Raw genomic sequence first — 25,472 nt, 5'->3', positions numbered from 1 at the left:
CTAGTTAAAGATTTACTTTTTACCTTTTTCTAACTTCTCTAATCTATTGACTATTTCAGGAAGTTTTTTAAAGTATATAAAACTTTTTTGATATTTTAAATATTGTATTGCAGGAGAACCGAATAGTCTTTGGTCATCTTCTACATCATTAGTTATCCCGCTTTGTGCTTGAACTATAACTCTATTTCCTACATTTAGATGTCCGGAAATTCCTACCTGTCCACCGATCATACTCCATTTTCCTAATTTTGAAGAACCTGCTATACCTGCCTGAGCTGCTATAACTGTATGTTCTCCAATTACTACATTATGTGCTACTTGTATTAAATTATCTAATTTAACTCCTTTTTTGATAATTGTTGATCCTATGGTGGCTCGGTCAATAGAACAATTTGATCCTATTTCTACATTATCTTCAATAATAACATTACCTAATTGGGGTACTTTTTCGTATCCTTCGCTTGTTGGCTGAAATCCAAAACCGTCTCCTCCTATTATAGTTCCTGCATGAATAGAACAATTATTTCCTATTACACAATCATCATAAATTTTAACTCCGGGACCTAAGTAACAATTATCTCCAATACTAACATTTTCACCTATGAATACCTGAGGGTAAATTTTAGTATTGTTACCTATTTTCACATGATTTGATATATAAGCAAATGCCCCTACATAAACATCTTCCGATAAATTTGCAGATTGAGATATAAATACAGGACTTTCAATACCCTGTTTTTTTATTTTCATCTCATTATAAATAGTCAATAATTTATTGAAAGCTGAATATGCATTTTCCACAACAATAATAGTTGGTAAATTGGAAATGTCCTTCGGTAATAGTTCTTTTGATATAATAACAATAGAAGCTTTGGTACCTCTTAAATATTCCTGATATTTTTCTCCTCCTAAAAAGGTTATGGTGCCAGGCTTACCATCTTCTATTTTAGATATATAAGATACTTTTTCCTGGGGGTTACCTTTTATAACCCCATTTACTAAATTTGCTACTTGTTCAGCGCTAAATTCCATGATTGGCAAATGTAAACATTTTATTATGATTATAAAAATCTTTATTTAACACCACTAATTTCTCTGGGTATACATAAATGATAACGAGTTATTTTCTTTCTTAAATCTTTAACTAAGACTTGATTATCTGCTTTTTGTAATTCCAAAATTTCCCCATTTTTTAAAAGTAATTTGATCGGGTCTTTGGTATCGTTGTATGCTAATACACTTAATTCTTTTTGGTGTACAAAATACCCTGCATCTTCTATGGAATATAATTTTTTAACTTCATTTTTTATTTGTTCTACTTTTTCATTTGAAATAGGTTCTGAAATTATAAGTGAAGAGGGTAATTTTCTTTGAATAATGAATTGACTTAATAAACTCAATGTTTTGTCTTCATGAGACTGCCATAATTTCAAGGCTGAAATTACATCAGAATCATCAAGCTGAGCAAATTTCTCCAAGTCCATTTTATTAATTTCAACAAAGTCAGATTTTTCCAAAAAATATTGCAACACATCGGATGAAGGGACATTTTTACCTTTTTTTACCAATTGTTTGGCTCTTTTTAAAGCTTCAATTAAATATATTTCAGCTGTTACCGATGTTTTATGGAAATATACCTGCCAATACATAAACATTCTTGATGTCAAGTATTTCTCTATTGAATAGATTCCTTTACCATCAATTACCAACTCATCATTAACTACATTCATCATAGTTATTATCCTTTCTGAATTTACATTCCCTTCAGAAACTCCGGTGAAGAAACTATCTCTTTTTAGATAATCCAATCGATCTAAATCTATTTGACTTGAAATTAACTGATGGAAAAATTTACGAGGATATTTATTTAAAAAAATATCAATTGCTAGTGATAATTCATTATTAAATTCCTCATTTAATAATTTCATAAAAGTGATTGAAAGTTTTTCGTGATGTATTCCTTCCAACAATGTTGATTCAAGTGCATGAGAAAAGGGTCCGTGTCCTATGTCATGTAATAATATAGCTATTAAAGAGGCTCTTTCTTCTTCCTTAGAAATTTTAACGCCTTTATCTTTAAGGACTTTATGGGTAATTTGCATTAAATTGATACACCCTAAGGCATGTAGGAATCTCGAATGAGTAGAACCGGGATAAACATAATAGCTTAAGCCTGTTTGAGATATCCGTCGTAACCTCTGAAAATAGGGATGTTCAATGATATCAAATAGTAATTCATCGGATATGGAAACAAATCCTAATACCGGATCATTAAAAATTTTCCTCTTATTTATTTTTTCCAATAGGCATATTTTTTGTACATTAATGCAAAATTAATGTAAATAAATAACTATATAGGCATGGGTAAAAAAATATTATGGATTGATGACGAAATAGAACTATTGGAACCTCATATAATTTTTTTAAAAAACAAAGGATATGAGGTTATTTATGTCAACAATGCAGCTGAGGCCTTAGAACTAATTCCCATAAACAATTTTGATGCAGTTCTGCTTGATGAAAATATGCCCGGAATTGGCGGTTTAGAAGCTCTACAAAAGATAAAGGAAATAAAATCGAATTTACCTGTAATTATGGTAACCAAAAATGAAGCTGAAGATATAATGGAAGAAGCCATTGGCGAAAAAATCACAGATTATATCCTTAAGCCTGTTAATCCCAATCAAGTATTGATAAGTTTAAAGAAAATACTTAAAAGCGATGAGATAATCGAGAAAAAAACGGTTCAAAATTATCAACAAGAATTTCGAAAGATCTCCATGGACTTAATGTATGCTCAATCGTATGAAGATTGGATACAACTTTATTTAAAACTTATTCAATGGGATATTAGTTTTGATAAACTTTCCGATGTTGAAATGAGTGCTATTTTAAGTAATCAAAAGGATGAAGCAAACAGTTTGTTTGCAAAGTTTATAGAAAATAATTATCATGATTGGTTGCATTCTGAACAAAAACCGATTATGACTCATACTGCATTCAATGATGTCGTTAGACCGGTGATTAATAATCATCAAAAGGTTTTGCTTCTAATGATCGATAATTTGCGTTATGATCAATGGAAAATTATTGAACCTTTATTTTCTAAGTATTATAATTCTATAACTGAGAAATCCTATTTCAGCATTCTTCCTTCAGCTACCCAATATGCAAGAAATTCTTTTTTTGCCGGTTTACTACCTTTAGAGATTGAAAAAAAATTTCCTCAATATTGGATAGGCGAGAATGATGAAGAACATAAGAATCAATATGAGAGTGAATTATTAACCGCTCAGCTTCAGCGTTTAGGACTAAAAAATATCAGAAATAAATATTTTAAAATTTTAAATGCAGAATTTGAGAAAAAAATTTCTGATGAATTTAAACATCACAGCAGTAATGCTGATTTTATCACTATCGTTTATAACTTTATAGATATTCTTTCTCACGCAAAAACCAATAATAATATTGTCAATGAATTAATCAGGGATGACAAAACGTTCCGATCATTAACTTATACCTGGTTTGAAAATTCAAGTATATTAAAAATTATTCAATCCGCCGCTGAGGAAGGATTTAAATTGATCATTACCACCGATCATGGGACCATTTATGTGAAAAAGCCTAGTAAAGTAATCGGCGATAAAGAATCATCCACTAACCTTAGATATAAATTAGGAAAAAACTTACAATACGATGAAAAAGATGTTTTTGCTGTGAATGATCCGGAAGATTATTTTTTACCAAAAGTTAACCTAAATTCAAAATATATTTTTGCTAAAGAAAATAAGTTTTTTGCTTATCCTAAAAATTATAATCATTATGTTAATTATTATAAGGATACTTACCAGCATGGTGGAATTTCACTTGAAGAAATGATAATTCCTATAGCTGTTTTGGAATAAACTTCTATTAATACCCTATCTAAACGGGAAAGCATGAATTTACAGCACATAGCATAAGAACAATATATTAGATTATTTACGATAAACTAGCAAGCATTATCTTTTATTATTTATTTTAATGCTTAAGAATAAATAATTTAATACTTAAATAATATATTTTATATTATTGATATTCTTAAATTAAATTTTGTGGAATAATGATATATTAAATGTTTGAACTATTCTTTTTAAGATAATAGATGGAGATTTGTATATTTACCAAAATTATATTTATATGAAGTTAAAACAATCCCTTATTTTTATATTTATTTTAACTATACTTATAAGTTGTAGAACATCCGATAAAATGATTGTTAATAAAAAACTAACTGATTCCGAGGGCGAAACTATTTTATTTGGTCAAATAACTCGAGATGCTTTGAAACAATCTGATTTTAGTTCATGGTATACGGACGAATATAATTCTTATGTTCCTGATCGTAATGTTATAAATAAAATAAAAAATAAAATAAAAATTTATAGCATTGAAATATATTTTGGTACTTGGTGCAGTGACACTCATGAGCAACTTCCTCGATTTTTAAAAATCCTGGATGTAACCAATTATCCTCAAAGAAAATTAAAACTTTATGCTTTAAATCGTAAAAAAGAGAGTTTGTATGGCGAACAAAATCAAAAAAATATAGTTAGTATACCGACTTTTATACTCTATAAAGCCAATCACAACCCTAAACGTCGCGATATAGAAATTGGCAGAATAGTTGAATCTCCAAAAGAATCCCTGGAATTAGATTTATACAAAATTTTTACAGGAAAAGAATTTAAACAATAGTATATTAATATACTATTGTTTAAATAAAATAAAAATCCTACATAAAAATTATTCCATTCACGCCTTAAACTCTTTTTTATTTTATTATCTTTTTGCATGATTTATGCACTATTATTAACACTAAAAAATATATAATGATAATCCTTAAATTTTTAAAAAAATATTTTATATCCATAGTATTTTTAATCTTAGGTTTATTACTATTTATATTTATTTTAAGACAATCGGGTAAAGAAAATGTAAAATCTGAAACCAGAATTATAAATCATGAAATTCAGCGTTTGAATAAAATGATTGTTATTGAACAAAATTATTCTTCATTTAAGACTAAAAAGTATAATAATTTTAATCCTAAATATTTTGATTTTCTAAATAAAAATATTGTCTTGTACATTACTGCTATGGCTCAAGTAACGTATGATATGAAAAAGATGAAAATTGAGGTAGATTCAGCTCATAAAACAGTACATATTTTGTCAATACCCGATCCCGAATTACATGTATATCCCGATGTTGAAATTTATAATATGGAAACCGGTTTTTTAAATGATTTTTCAAAATCTGAACTTAATGAAGTAATGGAAGAAGGGAAAAAAGATATAACTAAAGAAGTTCAAAAATCTAATATACAATCTTTAGCTAAAAAACAGTTGATTTCCAATCTGAAAGAATTGTATAACATGGTAAAACTAAATAATTGGAAAATCATTGATGACACCCCTTATGCCGGTCAAATACAATCAATGAAAGATTAATTGAGTTTGGATAATTACAAAATTTTATCCATCGACTAATGGATATGAATTTTGATTATAATAATTTATTATTATTTATTTATTTCATGTTTACCATAATCAAACCCGTAGGAAATTTAGGTTCAATATAGGTGATTTTATCGGGTAATTTTTCTCCTAATTCCAACACTTTTTGTAAGTCGGAAAATGAAGGCGGATAAAAACCAAATCCTATAGTAAAATCACCCGTATCTACTTCTTCTTTTATTTTTTTTATCCCTTCAATACCGTTGAAACCTTTTATATAAGATACTAAATTCATTTCTTGCTTGGAATCCTTTATATTAAAAACCTTTTCTAAGATAAAGGTATTAAATAAATACGTATCAATAGTACCTAATCCTTCCTTCATTCCCCTAAATTCATGTTTAATGTATAAACCAAAAAACTCTCCGTCCATGTACATGCTTATATGATGTTTATGTGAGGGAAAATAGGGTTCTTTGCCTTTATAATTAATAGTAAAATGTTCTTCCAGTTTTGAGAAAATATCTTTTTTTGTTAACCCGTTTAGTGATTTTATTAATCTATTATATTCTATAATTTTTAAGTTTTGACCTGAAACTAATAAAGATAATACTTGATGGTTTTGGTCAAATAAGAAATTTTTAGTTTTACTCTTATCTTTAATCTTGTCTGAGTGATTTATAGCTCCCATCAACCGGTAATATCCATCGGCTAAATATAAAGAAGGCAAATTGGAAACAACGTCTTTAAATTGTGATAACTTTAATCGGTTATCTATTCTCCATAATCTATGTGAAACCTCCATTTCATCCTCAAAATGGATAAATGGTTTACTTTTCATTTCTAAATCCATTAATATCTCTATTTTGGAATTAGATTCATAACAAAGTAATATCGGATTAGTTTGCAAATAGGTGGTATCTAAAAATTGGGTAAATCCATTGACTTTTGTTTCATTAGTAGGCGAAGGTACTTTTATATTTTTTCCATTAAAATCATCAACAGAGATTAATCCTATAACCCCTCTAAAGGTTTCTCCGGATTTTTTTTTCTGCTCATAAATATAAAATGAGGCAGGATCATGATCGAGCAAATTGTCTTTCACATAATCCTCATACCTTTTTCTTATCTTTTTTAAACGATTTTCCAAAGGACTTTCTCCTTTGAAAAAAATCGGTTTAATAAGATCGATATAAGAAGGAGTTTTGCCTCTTAGTTTCATTCTTATTTGCTCATCAGAATATATATCCGGCGAATACATGGGAAAATCTTTGATATCTTCCTCTTTAGCATGTATTCCTTTAAAAGGTTTAAAACTTAACATATAAGACCATTTAAGAACAATGTAAGAACTAAATAAAATTTTTAATGTATATTATTTACAATACTATTTTTTTGCTAATTCAATAATTTGATCAGCTAATTCCATACCTACCCTTTCTTGAGCTTCTTTGGTATTTCCTCCTATATGTGGAGATAAAGATAGTTTAGGGTTCATTAATAAAGTAATTTCCGGTTTAGGTTCTTTTTCAAAAACATCTAATGCTGCTCCGAATATTTTATCTTCATTTAAGGCATTAATTAAGGCAACTTCATCGATAATCCCCCCTCTTGAAGCATTCACAATAATTGCATTAGGCTTCATTTTATTAAGTTCTGCTTCGCCAATTATATATTTATTTTGTTTAGGAATATGGACAGAAATAACATCAGAATTTTTAATGACTTCTTCCATTGGAACTGTGGATATTTCAAAATGAACTTGTTGACCGTCAAAGAAATCCAATGTAATAGTTTTAGTGATGTCATTTACATCAGAAACCAATATTTTCATTCCTAAACTCAATCCTATTTTGATAACTTCCACCCCGATTCGTCCGAAACCGATAACCCCTAAAGTTTTACCTCCAAGCTCCATAGCTCCTGAATAAGACTTTTTTAATGCTGCAAAATTCGTGTCTCCTTCTAAAGGCATGTTACGATTAGAATCTTGCAAATATCTGTATAGGCTAAACATATGTGCAAACACCAATTCTGCGACAGATCTGGAAGATGCAGCCGGAGTATTAATTACATGAATTCCTTTTTCTTTGGCATATTGTACATCTATATTGTCCATGCCTACTCCTCCTCTACCAATAATTTTTATTGACGGACACTGATCTATCAGTTCTTTTCGTACCTGAGTAGCACTTCTAACTAATAATACATCAATGTTGTTATCATTTATAAAGTTAGCTAATTGTTCTTGAGCTACTTTATGGTTTAAAACTTCATGTCCTTCTTTTTCTAAAAATTCGATCGCAGATAAAGAAATGCCATCGTTAGGTAATATTTTCATTGTAATACTTTTAAATTAATTTTTAAGCGGTTTTTTCAAGTTCTTTCATAACATTAACTAACACTTGCACCCCCTCTAAAGGCATGGCATTGTAAATGCTGGCTCTGTATCCTCCTACTGTTCTGTATCCTCCCACACCTACAATATTTGCATCTTTCCACATTTGATCAAATCGGGCTTTATGTTTTTCTTCATCGTTCAAAAAGAAACATACATTCATAGGCGATCTGTCTTCTTTCACACAAACACCTCTAAATAACGGATTTCGATCGATTTCATTATATAACAATTCCGCCTTTTCTTTATTTTTTTTCTCAATGCCTTCTATTCCTCCTTGTTTCTCCAACCAGCGTAAATTTAATAAGGTGGTGTACACTGCAAAAACGGGTGGAGTATTAGCCATGCTTTCTTTGGCAATATGAACTTCATAATCTAAATAAGAAGGTAAATTTCTTCCTGTTTTTCCTAATAATCTTTTATCTACAACAACCAGGGTAACTCCTGCCGGACCAAGATTTTTTTGAGCACCTGCATACAATACAGCAAATTTATTGTAATCGATATTCCTGCTTAAAATATCCGATGACATATCACATACTAAAGGTATATCAGTATCAGGAAATGTTTTTATTTCTGTTCCGTAAACCGTATTATTAGTGGTTATATGTAAATAATCAGCATCAGAGGGTATCACATAATCTTTAGGAATATAGGTATATTTATCTTGTTTAGATGAGGCAACAACTTCTATATTACCGATTTTTTCTGCTTCTTTAATTGCCATAGATGCAAAATTTCCGCTGTCAACATAAGCCGCTTTCGACTTAAGCAGATTATAGGGAACCATAGAAAATTGCAAACTGGCTCCTCCTTGTAAATATAAAACTTCATGATTATCATCCAACTTCATTAATTTCTTAGCTAGCGATCTAGCTTCTTCCATGATAGCTATAAAATCTTTACTTCTATGAGATATTTCAATTAAAGAGATCCCGTTATTATTAAAATCCAATACAGCCTGAGAGGCTTGTTGAATAACTTCTTCCGGTAAAGTAGAAGGTCCTGCACTAAAGTTATATTTTTTCATTATTTAATAAATATAATGTTTTTATCTTATTGAGAAATAAAGTAAATGCGTACAACTTCTTTTAAGAAGGATGTAAAAAATCTTTTTTAGCGTGTAGTTCTTCATTACTTTCAACATGAGCATCATCCGGAACACAACAATCGACAGGACATACAGCAGCACACTGGGGTTCTTCATGAAACCCTACGCATTCTGTACATTTGTCAGCAACTATATAATAAATATCGTCAGATATAGGTTTTTGAGGAGCATCCGCATCAATTGAAAGACCACTTTTCGTAACTACCATACCGGTTAAACCTGTTCCTTCAGACAGTTTCCAGTCAACAGCTCCTTCATATATTGCATTATTAGGACATTCCGGCTCACAAGCTCCACAATTTATACATTCATCCGTAATTTTTATAGCCATTATTTAATTTTAATTTACTTTTGTGCAAAATTATACAATTTTTTTCACATTTATCATAAGTAAAAATGAGTTTAAATCAAAGAATAAAGTCGTTAGCTGCCGTAAGAAATATTTTAGATCAATTTCTTACTAAAAACCGGGCGGAATCCCCAACATATTCCGAATTTAAAAATAGTATCTCTCTTGCTGAGATAAAAAACCCTTGGTTTACTGAAAACAGCATTCTTTCGGTTTTGACTTATTGGAATAATGTTCTTACTGAAGAAATACTAACCCAATGGTTATCTAACTATACAATAAAATCTGAAGAATCTAAAAAAATTGGATTGGTATTAGCGGGTAATATACCTATGGTTGGATTTCACGACTGTATCAGTACTTTGCTGGCAGGGCATCAGGCAAAAATAAAATTATCATCTAAAGACTCTGTTCTTATCCCTTTTATACTTAACTTATGGAAAGAATTTTGTGAAGAATTGGAATTTGAATGGGTGGATAAACTTCCTCCTTGTGATGCAGTTATTACTACCGGAACTACCAATACTGCCAGGTATTTTGAATATTATTTTAAAGATATACCGCATATAATACGTAAAAATAGAACATCAATCGCTATACTTAATGGGAATGAATCGAAAGAAGATTTGCACGGCCTGGCTGATGATGTATTTTCTTATTTTGGTTTAGGATGCAGAAGTGTTACTCAACTTTTCATTCCTGAGAATTATGATATTAATAAACTCTTCGAAGTTTTTATTTCCTATCAAGGTTGTATTAATCATACCAAATATTCGAATAATTACGATTATAATAAAGCGATTTATCTAATGAATCAAGAACTGTTTTGGGACAATAACTTTATACTATTGAAAGAATCTCGAAATTTATTTAGTCCTATAGGCACTCTATATTACAGTACGTATTCGGATGATTCCGAACTTGAAAAATTTATCTCTCAGCATGCAGATTCTCTACAATGCGTAGTGAGTGCCCAACCTTATCAACAATTTAAAACAGTAGCTCCCGGACAGGCTCAAAATCCTAAAATAGATGATTATGCAGATGGCGTTGATACTTTAGACTTCTTATCAAATTTGTAAGATGCTTATTTTTAAGGCCATAAAATAGTTATATCTATCATTCATTTTTTTACATATTTCAATAATTAATAGTATTTTTACTTTTTATAGTATAAAGACAAAATTGTTACTCTTATGAAATCATTACAAGGATTAGGTGTGGCCTTGATTACACCTTTTTGCGAAGATGGGACGGTTGATTTTCCATCCTTAGAAAAATTAGTAAATTACAATATTGAAGGCGGTACCAATTACCTAGTAATTTTGGGTACTACTGCCGAAAATGCTACTTTAAACTCAGAAGAAAAAAAACAGGTAATTGATTGCGTAAAAAAGAGTAACAACAAGAGATTACCTTTGGTTTTGGGTATAGGGGGAAATAATACGGCAGATATATTACATCAAGTTCGTACAACCGATCTGGAAGATTTTACGGCAATACTTTCCGTTTCTCCTTATTACAATAAACCTTCCCAAGAAGGAATTTACCTTCACTATAAAAGCATAGCAGAAAACAGCAACAAACCTATATTACTATATAATGTTCCCGGGAGAACCGGCTCTAACATTGAAGCTGCAACAACCCTACGATTAGCTCAAGACTGCTCAAATATTTTAGGAATTAAAGAAGCAAGCCCAAACTTTTTACAGTCCACACAGATTATTAAAGATAAACCATCGGATTTTATGGTGATTTCCGGAGATGATGAATTGGCTTTACCTATGGTATTAGCAGGTGGTTTGGGAGTTATATCTGTTTTAGGTCAAGCTCTTCCCCATGAAGTTTCTCAAATGATGCAACTGGCATTAGAAAGGAAAGTCGATGATGCGTATAAAATTCATTATAAAATTAAAAAACTGTTTGAACTTATCTTTGCTGAAGGTAACCCTTCCGGTATAAAAGCATTATTATCTCTTAAAGGAATTTGTAAACCCTATACGCGTTTACCATTGACTCTTGCGTCTTCTAATCTCATTGAAAAAATAGAAAAAGAATTAGAGAACCTATCCATCTTAGCTTAAATTTTATTGCAATAAGGGTTTATCGACCTATTTATTAGCTGTTTACTTTTAGGTATCATTTATATCAATAAATGTTATTTATTTGTTTTAAATTATAAAAAGATGTAATTTTGTAGTTAGATGAAAAAAATACCTCTACTAGGTTTGTCATTTCTCCTTTTAATTAGTTGTGAGAGAAGATTAAATCAAGCTTTGAAAAGTACTGATAAAGACTTGATATTAAAGGTTGCTGAAGAATATGAACAAAGAAAAAAATATTCTCAAGCCATTAGCTTATACGAGTATGCAAACAAATTTATAGTAGGAACAGATGAAGCTCCTGAAGTTTCTTATCGAACAGCTTATTTAAACTACCTGGATAAAAACTACAGACTTGCGGCTCATCAGTTTAAAAATTTTGTAATGTCGTATCCTAAAGATTCAAGAGCAGATGAAGCTGCATTTATGGCTGCTTATTGTTATTATGCAGATTCTCCTGATTATAATTTGGATCAAACAAATACTCGTGATGCGTTAAAAGAATTACAACTCTATATTGATACGTATCCAAACTCGGATAAGATTGCAGAATGCAACCGAATGATGGACGATTTGACAAGAAAGTTGGAAAAGAAAGCCTTTGAAAATGCTAAAACTTTATATAAAGTAACAGAATATAAAGCCGCAATTATTTCTTTTGATAATGTATTAAGCGATTTTCCGGATACTAAATTACGTGAGGATATCTTAATTTATTCTTTAAGAGCAAAAACTGAATTAGCAGTTAATTCCATTCATAGATTGCAAAATGAACGGATTAATGATGCGGTTAATTCATATAACAACTTTTGCAAATTATTTCCAAAATCTGAATATTTAGACGAAGCTAAAAGATTGAATAATCGATTGGAAAATGCCAGAATAGTGTATCAGAACAAAGAAAAAAGCATTAATGAAGCAAAAGATCAATCGGAAGATAAACTAAAATCAGCAGAAAAAGAGCGAAAAAATAAAATAAGTTAACTAATTATACACCATCAAAATATGAATTTAAAAGAATTAAATGCACCCAACACAACCATTACTTTCAACAGACAACAAATTGAAAGTAAAGTAGGTAACATTTATGAAGCCATAGTAATCATAGGTAAAAGAGCTGAACAAATCAATACCTTTATTAAAAATGATTTAAACCAAAAATTAGATGAATTTGCTTCTAATAGCGATTCTTTAGATGAAGTATTCGAAAACAGAGAACAAATCGAAGTTTCTAAATATTACGAAAGATTACCTAAACCAACGTTAATTGCCATTCAAGAATGGTTAGATAACGAAGTTTATTTTAGAAAAACAGACGCCTAATATCCATTTTTTCAAATGTCGGTTTTAGAAGGGAAAAAGATCGTTTTAATTATTACAGGTGGCATAGCTGCTTATAAAACTGCTTCCCTTGTAAGGCTTTTCATGAAAAGAGGTTGTGAAGTGCAGGTAATTATGACCCCTAAGGCCCATAATTTTATTACTCCCTTAACTTTATCGACTCTTTCCAAAAAACCGGTATATACTCAATTTTTTGAAGGTAACACCGGAGAATGGAACAACCATGTTGATTTAGCTTTACATGCCGATTATTTAGTGGTAGCACCTGCTACCTCCAATACATTGTCTAAAATGGCCAGTGCCGAAGCTGATAATCTAGCTTTAGCAACTTATTTGTCAGCAAAAAACACAGTTTTTTTTGCTCCTGCAATGGATTTGGATATGTATAAAAATCCATACAATCAGGAAAACATTAAGAAACTTCAACAAAAAGGAGATATTTTAATCCCTCCAAATAAGGGCGAACTTGCCAGTGGATTGGAAGGTGAAGGAAGAATGGCAGAGCCGGAAGAAATTTTAGACTTTATTGAAAATTATATACGAAAAGATTTAATTTTTTATAAAAAGAAACTATTGATTACTGCCGGTCCTACCTATGAACCTATTGATCCGGTACGTTTTATAGGCAATCATTCTTCAGGTAAAATGGGTTTTGAAATAGCTAAAGCAGCTGAAAAATTAGGGGCTGAAGTTACCTTAGTATCCGGTCCTACCTGTCAAAAACTCTCTCATTATTCTTCTATTAAAAGAATAGATGTTATGTCTTCTGAAGAAATGTATCAAAAAGTAACGGAACATTATCAGAGTACAGATATTGTTATTATGGCCGCAGCTGTAGCCGATTATAGACCAGAAACTGTATCTAAAACTAAAATTAAGAAAAATGAAGAATCATTTTCTTTACCCTTATTAAAAAATAAAGATATACTTTTAGAGTTAGGTAAAACCAAAAGTAACCAATTTTTAGTGGGATTTGCTCTTGAAACGAATAATGAAGAAGAAAATGCTCTTACTAAATTGAACAAAAAGAATTTGAATATGATTGTTTTAAATTCTTTACAGGATAAAGGCGCAGGGTTTTCTTACGATACCAATAAAATAACTATTTTAGATAACAAGGGAGGTATAGAGTATTTTGATCTTCAAACCAAAGAAAAAGTTGCTGAAAATATTTTAAAATCTATTCATGAAAGAATTAAAACCTGATTTATGAAACATATATCTTTAATTACTCTATTGCTGTTTTTACCTTTGTTTGCTGCTTGCCAACAATTATTGGCTGATGTTAATATCGATTTCAGTAAAGTTCAAGGATCAAACAATCAAGTTTTTACTACCTTGAAAAAAGATTTAAAAGAATTTATCAACAATACGGATTGGGTTCAGGGTAAAAAATTATCTGTGCAGGAACGAATTAAATGTTCGTTCGGAATTATTATTGAGGAACGAATTTCAACAGATAAATTTAAAGCTACCTTATTAATTCAATCCAGCAGACCGGTTTATAATTCTTCTTATATCACACCGGTGTTAAATTATCAAGACACCGATTTTACCTTTAATTATCTAGAATCCGAAAATTTAGTATTTAATGAAACCCGATTCAGCGGAAAAAATTTAACTGATGTTATTGCCTATTATATTTATATGATCTTAGGATATGACGCTGACACATTTTCACGATACGGAGGAAATGAATATTTTGATAAAGCTCAAAAAATTGCAGATAATTCCATTAATCAAGGATACAACGGGTGGAATACTTTTGACGGTCCTAGAACCCGAGGATCTCTTATTTCCGATCTTATAAATGATAAAGCAAAAATGTTAAGAAATATTTCTTATAATTATCATCGTTTAGGATTAGATGTAATGTCTTCGAATGAATTACAAGCTAAAACTCACATTGCTACTTATTTAATGAAAATAAATGAATATTCTTCCAATTATCAGTTTTATCCTTTAGATCTTTTCTTAACTGCAAAACGTGAAGAAATAGCCAATATATTTTCTGGCGGGACTCCAGTTACTTCAATGAACATCTCAGAATTGAAAACTCTGTTACAAAAAATCAATCCAATCAACAGTAACGAATACTGGAATAAAATTAAAAATTAAAAATTTATGCTATCTCATTTATCAATTCGTAATTATGCGTTGATAGATATCCTGGATATTGACTTTCCTTCCGGTATGATAACTGTTACAGGCGAAACCGGTGCCGGTAAATCCATAATTCTGGGAGCATTAAAATTAGTTTTAGGCGAGCGGGCAGATTACAAATCTTTGAAAAATGCTGATGAAAAATGCTTTGTTGAAGCGGAATTCACTCTTGATCGCGAACTATTTTCTGACTTTTTTATTCAAAATGAATTGGATTTCGATCCTATTACTATTATTAGAAGAGAAATTTTACCTTCAGGTAAATCTAGAGCTTTCATTAATGATACTCCGATTACCCTATCTGTATTACATTCGCTAACTGAAAAACTTATTGATATTCATTCTCAATTTGATACTTCGGATCTGATGAATGAAAAATATCAATTACATATATTGGATACTTATTCCGGTGCAACTTTAGATTTGAAAGAGTATCAAAATGTTTATCAAAAATACGTATTTGAAAATTCGAGGCTTACCTCGTTAAAGGATAAATTACTTTTAGGTAATGAAGAAGTTGATTATAAAAACTATTTATTAGAAGAGTTATATACGGCTCAATTAGATTCCATCAATTTTGTTGAAATGGAAAATGAACTGAGTTTGTTGAAAAATTCAGAATATTTAGCTCAAATCTTAACTGAAGTTAAACAAATCTTAGATAATGATGAGATAGGGATTTTAAATCAATTACGAGAAGTATCTTCGCGCATGGATAAAGGCTCGCAATATTCAGGGGATTTAATGAAATTATCTGAAAGAATCAGCAGCGTTAAGTTGGAATTACAAGATATATCAGCAGAATCCGACTTTTTCCTTGAAAAATTAGACTTTAATCCGCTGCGTTATGAAGAACTTACTCAAAAAGTTGATTTAATTCATTCTTTATATGCGAAGCATAAAGTAACCACTATAGAGGAATTAAAACAAATTAGAGATTCTTTATCTAAAGATACCTCTGATTTGATGAATTTGGAAAATCAAATCCAAGCCTGTCAAGATACTATCAAAACACTTTCTTCAGAACTAACTAAATGGGCTCAGGATCTTCATACTAAAAGAAAGACACATCTTCCTGAATTAGAAAACAAAATACTCACTATACTTTCACATTTAGGAATGGAAAAATCTAAAATTGAAATTTCCATACAAAAAACAGATCAATTTACTGCAAACGGTACAGATATCGTCAATATTTTATTTTCCGCTAATGCCGGCATGTCCTTACAGCCTATAGCTAAAGCCATATCGGGAGGTGAACGATCACGCGTAATGTTAGCAATAAAAAAAATTATGTCTGAGAAAGAAGCATTACCTACTTTAATTCTTGATGAAATTGATACGGGGGTTTCAGGACGAATTGCTAATGAAATGGGAAAATTAATGCAGCAAATGTCTTCAACCATGCAATTAATTGCCATTACTCATTTGCCTCAAGTTGCAGCAAAAGGAAACAGTCAATTTAAAGTCGAAAAAACGGAAAAATCGGGGGAAACTCAAACTCAAATACGTTTACTGAATCATGAGGAAAGGATTGAGGAAATTGCTCAGTTAATAAGCGGTTCTGATATTACAGAAAACGCAAGAAAACAAGCTATTGAGTTATTGAAATAATTTCAAGTTTTTTTAGTCATATTTTGAATTAATCCTTACATACTAAAAATATAGTCTGATTCCCTTTTTATTCAAAAGTTTAAAATATACACTATTTTAAGTATAATCATTTATACTTCTTTATTTTTCAAATTACATTTCTTTATATTGGTTAAGTACTAATAATTATTGAAATCTAAATTATTCAACTATTTATTTTTTAGCAAATATTGATACATAATTATATTAAATTTGATTTTAAATTAATATATTTACAATGATTACAATATATATTTTGAAAAACTATAATCAAATTAAAAAAGATGAAAACATTAATCATCAATGGTCACCCAAATTTAGATCAATCGATAATTCATAAAAGATGGTCCGAAGAATTAAAAAAATATCCGAAAGATTTTACAATTCATAATCTTTGCTATGAATATCCGGATTATAAAATTGATGTTCAAAAAGAACAAAAGTTAATTGAAAAACATGAAAACTTAATTTTACAATATCCAATATATTGGTTTAATGTACCCGGTTTAATAAAACGTTGGATCGATGAGGTATTTACTTATGGCTGGGCATATGGATCTAAAGGAGATAAATTAAAAGATAAAAAAATTGCATTAGCATTGTCTGCCGGTATAAGTGAAGACGATCTTAAAGATAATAAAAATCTGAATTTGGAAGATTTAATTTTACCTATTAAACTCACGGCAGCCTATGTTAATTCAAATTTTAGGGGATATTATATGTTATATAATTCTTATTATGCAGCCGATAATGGTACTTTGGATAAAAGCATAGATGAATATTTATCCTTTATAAAAAACTTATAAAATTCATTGTATAAAAAAATCTTTCCGAAAGAAAGATTTTTATGAGTTAGTGAATCTTGTTTTTATTTAAAAATTGAGTCCAAATTTATCCCACCGTAATTTCCGGAACTCATCATTAAAAAAATACTGTTATTTTTATCAATTTCTTTTAAATAATTCTCTAATATAATAGGATCTGTAAAAACTTGTAAATTATTTTTTTCGAAAGAATTTATTATCAGTTCTTTTGAAATTGGTTCCATCCTTTTGATCTTTAAAGCATCTTCACTATAAAAAACAAGTGCCTCATCAGCTTTGTCTAATGTGTTTTTGTATTGTTTTAAAAATTCAGGGTTTAGTGAACTGTACGTATGGAGTTCTAAACAAGCTACCAGTCGTTTATTGGAAAAATTTTCTTTAACCGCCTTAACCGTTGCCATTACTTTAGAAGGTGCATGTGCAAAATCTTTATATACTATATATTCATTTGTTTCGTATATTTTTTCCAGTCTTCGTGAAGCACCTTTAAATGATAGTATTGCTTCATAAAACGCTTCATTTTGTATACCTATTTGATTACAAACCAATCGTGCACCTTCTAAATTCAAAAGATTATGTCTACCAAATAACGACAATTGTAATTCTCCTTCAGAAGTTTGAAGATATACTTTTTCATCTTTAATTACATAATTGGGTGTATGATAGGGAAACTTTTTCAGATAGTTACTCGATTGTTCTGTTACCTCAACAACTTCTTTATCTTCTTCATTATAAATTAAAGCACCTCCTTGACTTATCGTATTTACAAAATTTATGAAGGGTTGCTTATAAGACTCAAAAGTTGGAAACACATTGATATGATCCCAGGCGATCCCGCTGAGTAAAGCTATATTAGGTTGATACAAAAGAAATTTAGAACGTAAATCGATCGGTGAAGATAAATACTCATCCCCTTCTAAAATCATAAATTCATTAGTATCTGTGAGCTTCACCATGGTATCAAAACCTTCCAACTGAGCACCAACCATATAATCAACATCTACCTGATGATACTTAAGTACATGAAGAACCATGGAGGTTATCGTGGTTTTACCATGAGAACCTGCGATAACTACTCGGGTTTTATTTTTAGATTGTTCGTATAGAAATTCAGGATATGAATAAATTTTTAAATTTAATTCTTTTGCTTTTTGAAGTTCGGGATTATCTGAATGAGCATGCATTCCCAAAATTACTGCATCTATATCCGAAGTAATCTTGTCGGGAAACCACCCCAATGAATTGGGTGCTATACCTTGTTTTTTTAATCTTGAGAGGGAAGGTTCAAAAATTGCATCATCAGAACCTGTAACAGTGTAGCCTTTTTGAGCCAAGGCCAAAGCCAAATTATGCATGGCACTTCCACCTATCGCTATAAAATGTATTTTCATTTACCGATATTTTTCAGAACAAAGATACTTTTTTAAACTAAAAAAGACAGCTAAATACGACTGCCTTTTTTTATCTCTGTAATAAATTATAGTTCAAAAAATGATCGGGTCTTTTCTTCTTCCCTTTCTGCTTCCAGTTCCTCAACCGATTTGACTTTTAAAAAACTTGGATCTTGTTCTATAGCTATCATGATTTTAGCTAAAATTTCATTTGAATCTTCGTTCTCATAATCGATGTCTAAAGGAGCTTTAAATGTCATTTTGGGTTCAACTCCCCTTTTTTTAACGAGTAAGCCTTTACGATCAAAAGCTCTTCTGAATCCATCGATTACAACAGGTATTACAATGGGTTTATTTTTTTTGATAATTTTTGCCGCTCCTCTTCGACCGGGTGACCAAGGAGTTACCGTACCTTGTGGAAAGGTAACTACCCATCCGCTATCCAAGGCTTGCAAAATATTATCTATTTCATTCATATCAACTTTTCGATTGACATCTTTTCCTGCATCTCTCCAAGTTCTTTTAACAGTAATTGCTCCTGCTAAAGAAAATAATTTGGCTAATAATCCCTTATTCATGGTTTCTTTTGCCGCCACATAATATAAATCTACTTTCGGATCTAAAAGATAAACAGGATTTTTAATGGTGTCAATATATCCGTGCTTTACGGCACAAAATACATGATACATGGCAAATACATCCGCAAAATAGGTTTGATGATTGGATACGAACAATACATTGGTATCGGGAAGCTTTAACAGGTTTTCAGTTCCTTTAAGCTTTAATTTATTAAATCCGTTGAATCTATTATATGATATAACCCCAAAGGTGAATATAAGAAATCTTTTTAAGATAAACCAATGGCCAAACGCATCTCTAAATATTCTATTCTTCTTCTTTCCTTTTTCCATTTTTACACCCAGGTTTTAAAATTGTAAATTTATTACTTTTAAATTTATAATTAATTCAATCCGTATTATTAGTACATTAATGATTACACAAAATTATAATTTATATATAGAATTCTTGTTAATTAAATATTAATTAAAACGAAAGTATTTTTAATTAACCCTATATTTATCTTTATTTTTATTAAAAAAAAGAAATATCCTACAATTAAATCATTTAAATACAAATTCTATTCCAAGATAAAATAAAAATTTAAATTTAGTTTCCTATTTATATTTTAATAAATTTATTAGTTACTTCTTTTTAAAAATATAAAATAATTAATTTAATAAACTATAATTAGGTCTAATCCCTATCCACTGATATAAGGAATCGCTCAACTGATTTCTCATCACTTGATCCATGTTTGCGATTCTTGCTGAAGCATGGTTTGCTCCGGGAAGTTCCAATTTAAGGGAATTAGTTTTTAAAGAAGGGATAACTTTGGTAGCGCTCCATGTGTCCAATTCCCCATAAATATATATAAAATTAGTACCCTGAGTATCTAACCATTTTTCTAATTTTTTAGTGAGTTTCGGACTATACGTGATTTTTCCTGCTTCTTTAGGAGGAAATGTTGCTAAAGGATTCTCAGTAAAATAATTTAAATAATTTTTAAATGGTGAAATATCATATCCGTAATATCCCATTTCTAAGGCTGCTTGATAATAATGTGGTGCATATTGCTTAATTTCCTGATCACTAAAAAAACTTATATCAACGGCTTTTATAAGATAATCCACTCCCTTCGCAACCTCGTTTGATTGAGGAATGGAATCACAAGAATATCCCCATTGCCAAAATGAAAAAGGATATTCCAATACCGTATATTCAAATGCTTTGCCTATGGATCCCAAATATTTATAGGTAAGACCTTTTATATCAGAATAGGCTTGTACATATTTTAAGGCTTCCTTTTCATTTTTCAGCATAAACAGTTGAAATTCTTTAATTTTCTTTCTGCAAGTTTCCGATCCTACCGAGTTTAAAAAACTGTATATTCGCGAATCTTCCAAAGAATAATTTATCGGGGCCACATATGGAACGGAGACATCTACATCTTCAGGAAAAAAATATCGATAATATATAGTTGTTTGCCCTCCTTTGCTTATACCTGTACTGATCCATTTTTTACCGTATATTTTTTTAAAAATAGTATTTATATGGTGTAAATCATGAGCTGCATTATAAAGAGTCAAATATTTCCAATTAAATATTGACGAATCGGGTATTGAAGTTCCAAAATATCTATGTTCAATATTTAAATCGTTAGAATTTAAGATTTGCTGCAATTCATTTTTAACATCATACATCCCATACCCTTGCGTTTCCATGAGCATAGGCCGATCAAAGCCTGTATGGGTCAAAATGACTTGTTGATTAAAATAACCGGTATGGCTATCCGACCAATCTAAAGGTTGTTTAATTTGTAACTTATATTGTAAAGGTCCTCCTTTATAAGTTTCAATCCTTTCATAAGTTATATCTTGCTGTTTCGAAAGAAATTCTTCCAGTTTTTTTCTGTCTGACTCTTGAGCTGATAAAATAAGAAACGAAAATAATAGAGTAAAGACAAAGAGTATTCTTTTCATATTAAAATATTATATATGCTTTATTTTATGGATTTAATCTTAGTATAAAAACGTTTTTGGTTCATAAAAAAAACCGCTATAAGCGGTTGTATAGTTTTTTATAATTCTAATGCTTTATTTATGTTATTATTCATCAATAGTTCCAATGGATTTTCAAGTGCTTCTTTCACAGCCACTAAAAAGCTAACCGATTCTTTTCCATCGATAATTCTATGATCATAAGAAAGGGCAACATACATCATGGGAGCAATAACAATTTGTTTATTTTTTGCGATGGGTCGCTCAATTATGTTGTGCATTCCAAGAATTGCACTTTGTGGTGGATTGATGATCGGGGTAGATAACATAGAACCAAAAACCCCACCGTTGGTAATGGTAAATGTTCCTCCGGTCATTTCATCCACGGTAATTCTTCCGTCTCTCACTTTTTCCGCAAGGATCTTTATATTTTGCTCTACTCCTCTAAATGTCATGGTTTCCGCATTTCTAAGGACAGGAACCATTAATCCTTTAGGTCCGGACACAGCTATGCTTATGTCTTGAAAATCATAGGTTATTTTATTCTCTCCGTCGATCATAGAGTTAACATCGGGAAACAGTTGCAAAGCTCTTACAACAGCAAGGGTAAAAAAAGACATAAATCCTAAATTCACATTGTGTTTATTTTTAAATGCCTCTTTATATTCATTCCTTATACGATAAATTTCACTCATGTCCACTTCATTAAAAGTAGTTAACATGGCGGTTTGATTTTTTACGGTTACCAATCTTTCGGCTACTTTTCTTCTAAGCGCCGATAATTTAACTGATTGGTACGTTCTGACTCCATTTCCTGTAGAATTACCAAGAGATGGAACTGCTTGTAAGGCATCATTTTTTGTTATTCTTCCATTTTTACCGGTTCCTTGAATATCTTCGGGAGAAATATTTTTTTCTTTAACTATTTTTCTGGCTGCCGGTGAACAAGTTCCTTTTACATATGAATCGGCGGATATTGCTTGAGAATTTTCCGTAGTTTGAATAGGAACAGTTGTTTCTGTTTCGTTGGTTACTATTTCTTTTTTATCATGAATTGGATTTACAGCATCCGTGTCAATTAAACATATAATATGTCCTACCTGAACTGTATCTCCCTCTTGAGCCTTCAAAGATATTTTGCCGGAAGCTTCTGCCGGAAGGTCTAAAGTGGCTTTATCGCTGTCTATTTCCGCTATAGCCTGATCTTTTACAACATAATCTCCCTCTTTAACCAACCAGGTTGAAATTTCTACTTCTGTTATTGATTCCCCGGGAGAGGGAACTTTCATTTCAAGTATCATAAGTTCAAATATTTTATTTTTTAATGGTTTATTTTATATTTTCAAACACAGAATTGATTAATTTTTTTTGTATTTTATCGTATCGTTTGTGTGAACCCGGTGAAGGAGAACCGCTTTCGGATGTATAAATTCCTTCAATATTGAATTTTCTAAATTCTTTGAGTATGTACCACCAAGCTCCCATATTTTCGGGTTCTTCTTGTGCCCAAATTAACTCTTTTTGAAAAGAATATTTTTGTAATATTTGTTGGATTTTATCCCAATGTAAAGGATAGAGTTGTTCTATACGTACCAATGCCACTCGATCCTCTTTTAGTTCTTCTCTTTTCTTATCCAATTCATAGAATAATTTACCTGAACATAAAACGACACGAGTTATTTTTTCTATCTTAGTTGCTTTTGAATCATCGATAACCTCTTCAAAGGCTCCTTCTGCTAATTCTTCCAGGGTAGACACTACTTGAGGATGTCTTAGTAAACTTTTAGGAGAAAAAACAATCAACGGTTTCCTATAATCAGTTTTCAGTTGTCGTCTTAAAGAATGGAATAAATTCGACGGAGTAGTTGCATTTACTACATACATATTTCCATTGGCACAAAGAGATAAGAATCGTTCGATCCTTGCCGAAGAATGTTCTGCTCCTTGTCCTTCAAAACCATGCGGAAGCAACATAACCAATCCGTTTTGCATTTTCCATTTATCTTCAGCAGCAGAAATATATTGATCAATTACAATTTGTGCTCCGTTGGCAAAATCTCCAAATTGTGCTTCCCAAATTGTAAGCGAAAAAGGAGAAGTCATGGCATAGCCATATTCAAATCCTAAAACTCCATATTCTGACAGCAAGGAATTATAAACATAGAATTTAGCTTTGGTATTCAAGCTGTTTAATAAGATGATTTCTTCTTCTGTGTCTTCCGTTTTAATTACTGCATGACGGTGTGAAAAAGTTCCTCGTTCAACATCCTCTCCGGATAATCGGACATGATGTCCTTCCGTTAACAGCGAACCGTAAGCCAATAATTCTGCCATCCCCCAATCTATGGTTTGGGTAACATCAATCATATCCCGCCTTTGTTTCAATAAACGTTTGGTTTTATTAAAGAGGTTTTTTCCTTCTGGTATTTCCGTAATTTGATGCGCTATGGTACGCAAGTTTTCCAATGGAAAGGTTGTATCTATGGGTGTTAAAAGTTCGGCAGCTCCTACTCTTTCAAAATCTTTCCATTCTTGCTGCATGAATAATTCAACGGTCGCTTGTTCCATTTCTTTGGAATCTTCCAAATTTTTATCCAGTAACTTTCTGTATTCTTCGTCATCGTCAGCCACCATTTTTTGCGTAATGATATCATCTTTTTCAAGTTTTGCTCGATATATTTCTCTGGGATTCGGATGATTTTCAATTATTTTATATAATTGAGGCTGTGTAAAACGAGGTTCATCGCCCTCATTATGTCCATATTTTCTATAACCTAAAAGGTCAATAAAAACATCTTTATTAAAGGTATTCCTGTAATCCGAAGCAAATCGTACTGCATGGATAACTGCTTCCACATCATCTGCATTTACATGCAATACCGGACATAAAACCGTTTTAGCTATGTCTGTACAGTAGGTGCTGGAACGTGCGTCTAAATAGTTGGTAGTAAATCCTACCTGATTATTGATTACAATATGAATGGTTCCTCCGGTTTTATAGCCGTCCAAGTTCATCATTTGAATTACTTCATATACGATTCCTTGAGCGGCAATGGCTGCATCTCCATGGATTAGTATAGGCATGACTTTACCGTAATCTTCTTGATATTCGTGATCTGTTTTTGCTCTCGCAATTCCTTCCACTATGGCATCAACGGTTTCCAAATGCGACGGGTTGGGAGCTAAACTTATTTTAACGGTTTTACCTTTTTTAGTTTTATAATTATTACAAGATCCTAAATGATATTTTACATCTCCTGAAAAAATGGTTTCTGAATAATCTTTACCCTCAAACTCATTAAATATTTGCGAATACGATTTATTAAATATATTGGCTAAAACATTTAATCTTCCTCTATGGGCCATTCCGATAACGATTTCTTCCACTCCCAGTTCTGAGGAATGGTTAATTATTTCATCTAAAGCAGGAATTAAAGTTTCTCCTCCTTCTAATGAAAATCTTTTTTGACCGACAAATTTCGTATGTAAGAAATTTTCAAAGGCAACGGCATGTGAAAGCTTTTTTAATATTCTTTTCTTTTCTTCTATATCTAAAAGGGGCTGATTAAAATTTTGCTTTATCCAATTTTGAATCCAACGGATTTCTTCGGGTTTTCTAATATATATGTATTCAATTCCAATGGAACTGCAATATTCTTTATTAAGTATATCTATTATTTCTTTTAAAGTATATTCTCCTTCTATTCCTATAATTTTACCGTTGACAGGTACGGATAAATCTGACTTGCTAAGTCCGAAATTTTCTATGCTTAAATCGGGGGTATAGGTTCTTCTTTGCCTGACCGGATTGGTTTTAGTAAATAAATGCCCTCTTGTTCGATACCCGTTTATTAAATTTATTATCTTAAATTCTCTTATGATATCTTCAGAAATTCCTTTTGCATTTGAAAAGTCCTTTTCACTATATTGATTATCTTCTGATGTTTCATTGTAGGATTTTCGGGCAAAATCAAATCCTTGAAAAAAGCTTCTCCAGCTGGGTTCTATGCTATCAGGAAATTTCAAATATTTTTGATACAACTCATCTATGTATTCTGAATTGATTGCATTTAAAAATGAAAATTGGTCCATTTTATTTTTTGCT

The 25,472-nt window shown here is 30.8% G+C and carries 22 protein-coding genes; 11 read left to right on the top strand and 11 right to left on the bottom strand.

Translation table 11 applies throughout. The annotated features are described in order from the left end of the window. Positions 1-12: 12 nt before the first annotated feature. The gene (gene lpxD, locus GFV01_RS03890) at positions 13-1,032 is read right to left on the bottom strand and encodes a UDP-3-O-(3-hydroxymyristoyl)glucosamine N-acyltransferase (protein ID WP_160564971.1); all 1,020 of its coding nucleotides are present in this window, start codon (positions 1,030-1,032) and stop codon (positions 13-15) included. Between the two features lie 41 nt (positions 1,033-1,073). Beyond that, entirely contained in the window at positions 1,074-2,303 is a 1,230-nt protein-coding gene (locus GFV01_RS03885; protein WP_160564969.1) for an HD domain-containing protein, read from the bottom strand. A gap of 57 nt (positions 2,304-2,360) precedes the next feature. Here GFV01_RS03885 and GFV01_RS03880 point away from each other — a divergent pair, with 57 nt between their 5' ends. The 3 genes from GFV01_RS03880 (at position 2,361) to GFV01_RS03870 (ending at position 5,492) form a co-directional block, all read left to right on the top strand. Next, the gene (locus GFV01_RS03880; RefSeq protein ID WP_160564967.1) at positions 2,361-3,905 is read left to right on the top strand and encodes a bifunctional response regulator/alkaline phosphatase family protein; all 1,545 of its coding nucleotides are present in this window, start codon (positions 2,361-2,363) and stop codon (positions 3,903-3,905) included. A 274-nt stretch (positions 3,906-4,179) separates the two neighbouring features. Further along, the gene (locus GFV01_RS03875) at positions 4,180-4,737 is read left to right on the top strand and encodes a hypothetical protein (protein ID WP_160564965.1); all 558 of its coding nucleotides are present in this window, start codon (positions 4,180-4,182) and stop codon (positions 4,735-4,737) included. Positions 4,738-4,871: 134 nt separating this feature from the next. Further along, positions 4,872-5,492 carry a DUF4230 domain-containing protein gene (locus GFV01_RS03870; RefSeq protein ID WP_105297772.1) on the top strand — a complete coding sequence of 207 codons (621 nt, stop codon included), beginning with the start codon at positions 4,872-4,874 and terminating at the stop codon, positions 5,490-5,492. A 79-nt stretch (positions 5,493-5,571) separates the two neighbouring features. Here GFV01_RS03870 and GFV01_RS03865 read toward each other — a convergent pair whose 3' ends face one another. The 4 genes from GFV01_RS03865 to GFV01_RS03850 form a co-directional block, all read right to left on the bottom strand. After that, a complete protein-coding gene (locus GFV01_RS03865; RefSeq protein ID WP_160564963.1) occupies positions 5,572-6,822 on the bottom strand; it encodes a DUF1015 domain-containing protein in 1,251 nt (416 codons plus the stop codon). Between the two features lie 63 nt (positions 6,823-6,885). Next, entirely contained in the window at positions 6,886-7,839 is a 954-nt protein-coding gene (locus tag GFV01_RS03860; protein WP_160564961.1) for a D-2-hydroxyacid dehydrogenase, read from the bottom strand. Between the two features lie 22 nt (positions 7,840-7,861). Then, a complete protein-coding gene (serC, locus tag GFV01_RS03855) occupies positions 7,862-8,926 on the bottom strand; it encodes a 3-phosphoserine/phosphohydroxythreonine transaminase (protein WP_160564959.1) in 1,065 nt (354 codons plus the stop codon). A gap of 61 nt (positions 8,927-8,987) precedes the next feature. Continuing rightward, positions 8,988-9,338, bottom strand: coding sequence for a 4Fe-4S dicluster domain-containing protein (locus GFV01_RS03850; RefSeq protein ID WP_105297776.1), 351 nt, complete (start codon positions 9,336-9,338; stop codon positions 8,988-8,990). Between the two features lie 65 nt (positions 9,339-9,403). Between GFV01_RS03850 and GFV01_RS03845 the strand changes: the two genes are divergently transcribed. From GFV01_RS03845 to GFV01_RS03810, 8 genes are all read left to right on the top strand, one after another. Further along, entirely contained in the window at positions 9,404-10,438 is a 1,035-nt protein-coding gene (locus tag GFV01_RS03845) for an acyl-CoA reductase (RefSeq protein ID WP_160564957.1), read from the top strand. A gap of 114 nt (positions 10,439-10,552) precedes the next feature. Further along, positions 10,553-11,440: a 4-hydroxy-tetrahydrodipicolinate synthase gene (dapA, locus tag GFV01_RS03840; RefSeq protein WP_160564955.1), complete on the top strand. Its 888-nt coding sequence runs from the start codon at positions 10,553-10,555 to the stop codon at positions 11,438-11,440. Positions 11,441-11,560: 120 nt separating this feature from the next. Next, positions 11,561-12,442, top strand: coding sequence for an outer membrane protein assembly factor BamD (locus GFV01_RS03835; RefSeq protein ID WP_105297779.1), 882 nt, complete (start codon positions 11,561-11,563; stop codon positions 12,440-12,442). Positions 12,443-12,463: 21 nt separating this feature from the next. Next, positions 12,464-12,781, top strand: a complete 318-nt coding sequence (locus GFV01_RS03830; protein ID WP_160543115.1) for a DNA-directed RNA polymerase subunit omega — start codon at positions 12,464-12,466, stop codon at positions 12,779-12,781. Positions 12,782-12,796: 15 nt separating this feature from the next. After that, positions 12,797-14,005: a bifunctional phosphopantothenoylcysteine decarboxylase/phosphopantothenate--cysteine ligase CoaBC gene (coaBC, locus tag GFV01_RS03825; RefSeq protein ID WP_160564953.1), complete on the top strand. Its 1,209-nt coding sequence runs from the start codon at positions 12,797-12,799 to the stop codon at positions 14,003-14,005. 3 nt (positions 14,006-14,008) lie between these two features. Continuing rightward, the gene (locus GFV01_RS03820; protein WP_160564951.1) at positions 14,009-14,917 is read left to right on the top strand and encodes a DUF4835 family protein; all 909 of its coding nucleotides are present in this window, start codon (positions 14,009-14,011) and stop codon (positions 14,915-14,917) included. A 6-nt stretch (positions 14,918-14,923) separates the two neighbouring features. Next, a complete protein-coding gene (gene recN / locus GFV01_RS03815) occupies positions 14,924-16,576 on the top strand; it encodes a DNA repair protein RecN (RefSeq protein WP_160564949.1) in 1,653 nt (550 codons plus the stop codon). A gap of 302 nt (positions 16,577-16,878) precedes the next feature. Further along, on the top strand, positions 16,879-17,400 hold the full coding sequence (locus GFV01_RS03810) for an NAD(P)H-dependent oxidoreductase (protein ID WP_160564947.1): 522 nt from the start codon (positions 16,879-16,881) through the stop codon (positions 17,398-17,400). 62 nt (positions 17,401-17,462) lie between these two features. On the opposite strand, the gene murC is transcribed toward GFV01_RS03810, so the two are convergent. The 5 genes from murC to GFV01_RS03785 all read right to left on the bottom strand — a co-directional run bounded on the left by murC (position 17,463) and on the right by GFV01_RS03785 (position 25,459). Further along, on the bottom strand, positions 17,463-18,809 hold the full coding sequence (murC, locus tag GFV01_RS03805) for a UDP-N-acetylmuramate--L-alanine ligase (protein WP_160564945.1): 1,347 nt from the start codon (positions 18,807-18,809) through the stop codon (positions 17,463-17,465). A gap of 86 nt (positions 18,810-18,895) precedes the next feature. Continuing rightward, positions 18,896-19,720 carry a 1-acyl-sn-glycerol-3-phosphate acyltransferase gene (locus GFV01_RS03800; protein WP_160543121.1) on the bottom strand — a complete coding sequence of 275 codons (825 nt, stop codon included), beginning with the start codon at positions 19,718-19,720 and terminating at the stop codon, positions 18,896-18,898. A gap of 318 nt (positions 19,721-20,038) precedes the next feature. Next, complete coding sequence (locus tag GFV01_RS03795) at positions 20,039-21,349, bottom strand: S28 family serine protease (RefSeq protein ID WP_160564943.1); 1,311 nt, start codon at positions 21,347-21,349, stop codon at positions 20,039-20,041. Between the two features lie 98 nt (positions 21,350-21,447). Then, complete coding sequence (gene odhB / locus GFV01_RS03790; RefSeq protein WP_160564941.1) at positions 21,448-22,668, bottom strand: 2-oxoglutarate dehydrogenase complex dihydrolipoyllysine-residue succinyltransferase; 1,221 nt, start codon at positions 22,666-22,668, stop codon at positions 21,448-21,450. A gap of 28 nt (positions 22,669-22,696) precedes the next feature. Further along, the gene (locus tag GFV01_RS03785) at positions 22,697-25,459 is read right to left on the bottom strand and encodes a 2-oxoglutarate dehydrogenase E1 component (protein WP_160564939.1); all 2,763 of its coding nucleotides are present in this window, start codon (positions 25,457-25,459) and stop codon (positions 22,697-22,699) included. Between the last annotated feature and the right edge of the window lie 13 nt (positions 25,460-25,472).

This window comes from Apibacter sp. B2912, assembly GCF_009827835.1.
Taxonomy (GTDB): Bacteria; Bacteroidota; Bacteroidia; order Flavobacteriales; family Weeksellaceae; genus Apibacter.
Note: the sequence above shows the minus strand (reverse complement) of the source record. Positions and strands in the feature narration are given on the sequence as shown.

What these genes read in the sequence shown, in the direction of transcription:
- GFV01_RS03870 (WP_105297772.1), top strand. Translation starts at nt 4,872, where the DNA reads ATGATAATCCTTAAATTTTTAAAAAAATATTTTATATCCATAGTATTT.
- GFV01_RS03880 (WP_160564967.1), top strand. Translation starts at nt 2,361, where the DNA reads ATGGGTAAAAAAATATTATGGATTGATGACGAAATAGAACTATTGGAA.
- GFV01_RS03875 (WP_160564965.1), top strand. Translation starts at nt 4,180, where the DNA reads ATGAAGTTAAAACAATCCCTTATTTTTATATTTATTTTAACTATACTT.
- GFV01_RS03820 (WP_160564951.1), top strand. Translation starts at nt 14,009, where the DNA reads ATGAAACATATATCTTTAATTACTCTATTGCTGTTTTTACCTTTGTTT.
- GFV01_RS03830 (WP_160543115.1), top strand. Translation starts at nt 12,464, where the DNA reads ATGAATTTAAAAGAATTAAATGCACCCAACACAACCATTACTTTCAAC.
- odhB (WP_160564941.1), bottom strand. Translation starts at nt 22,668, where the DNA reads ATGATACTTGAAATGAAAGTTCCCTCTCCCGGGGAATCAATAACAGAA.
- lpxD (WP_160564971.1), bottom strand. Translation starts at nt 1,032, where the DNA reads ATGGAATTTAGCGCTGAACAAGTAGCAAATTTAGTAAATGGGGTTATA.
- GFV01_RS03865 (WP_160564963.1), bottom strand. Translation starts at nt 6,822, where the DNA reads ATGTTAAGTTTTAAACCTTTTAAAGGAATACATGCTAAAGAGGAAGAT.
- GFV01_RS03850 (WP_105297776.1), bottom strand. Translation starts at nt 9,338, where the DNA reads ATGGCTATAAAAATTACGGATGAATGTATAAATTGTGGAGCTTGTGAG.
- serC (WP_160564959.1), bottom strand. Translation starts at nt 8,926, where the DNA reads ATGAAAAAATATAACTTTAGTGCAGGACCTTCTACTTTACCGGAAGAA.
- GFV01_RS03785 (WP_160564939.1), bottom strand. Translation starts at nt 25,459, where the DNA reads ATGGACCAATTTTCATTTTTAAATGCAATCAATTCAGAATACATAGAT.
- GFV01_RS03810 (WP_160564947.1), top strand. Translation starts at nt 16,879, where the DNA reads ATGAAAACATTAATCATCAATGGTCACCCAAATTTAGATCAATCGATA.
- GFV01_RS03835 (WP_105297779.1), top strand. Translation starts at nt 11,561, where the DNA reads ATGAAAAAAATACCTCTACTAGGTTTGTCATTTCTCCTTTTAATTAGT.
- coaBC (WP_160564953.1), top strand. Translation starts at nt 12,797, where the DNA reads ATGTCGGTTTTAGAAGGGAAAAAGATCGTTTTAATTATTACAGGTGGC.
- GFV01_RS03860 (WP_160564961.1), bottom strand. Translation starts at nt 7,839, where the DNA reads ATGAAAATATTACCTAACGATGGCATTTCTTTATCTGCGATCGAATTT.
- GFV01_RS03795 (WP_160564943.1), bottom strand. Translation starts at nt 21,349, where the DNA reads ATGAAAAGAATACTCTTTGTCTTTACTCTATTATTTTCGTTTCTTATT.
- GFV01_RS03845 (WP_160564957.1), top strand. Translation starts at nt 9,404, where the DNA reads ATGAGTTTAAATCAAAGAATAAAGTCGTTAGCTGCCGTAAGAAATATT.
- murC (WP_160564945.1), bottom strand. Translation starts at nt 18,809, where the DNA reads ATGAAAATACATTTTATAGCGATAGGTGGAAGTGCCATGCATAATTTG.
- dapA (WP_160564955.1), top strand. Translation starts at nt 10,553, where the DNA reads ATGAAATCATTACAAGGATTAGGTGTGGCCTTGATTACACCTTTTTGC.
- recN (WP_160564949.1), top strand. Translation starts at nt 14,924, where the DNA reads ATGCTATCTCATTTATCAATTCGTAATTATGCGTTGATAGATATCCTG.
- GFV01_RS03800 (WP_160543121.1), bottom strand. Translation starts at nt 19,720, where the DNA reads ATGGAAAAAGGAAAGAAGAAGAATAGAATATTTAGAGATGCGTTTGGC.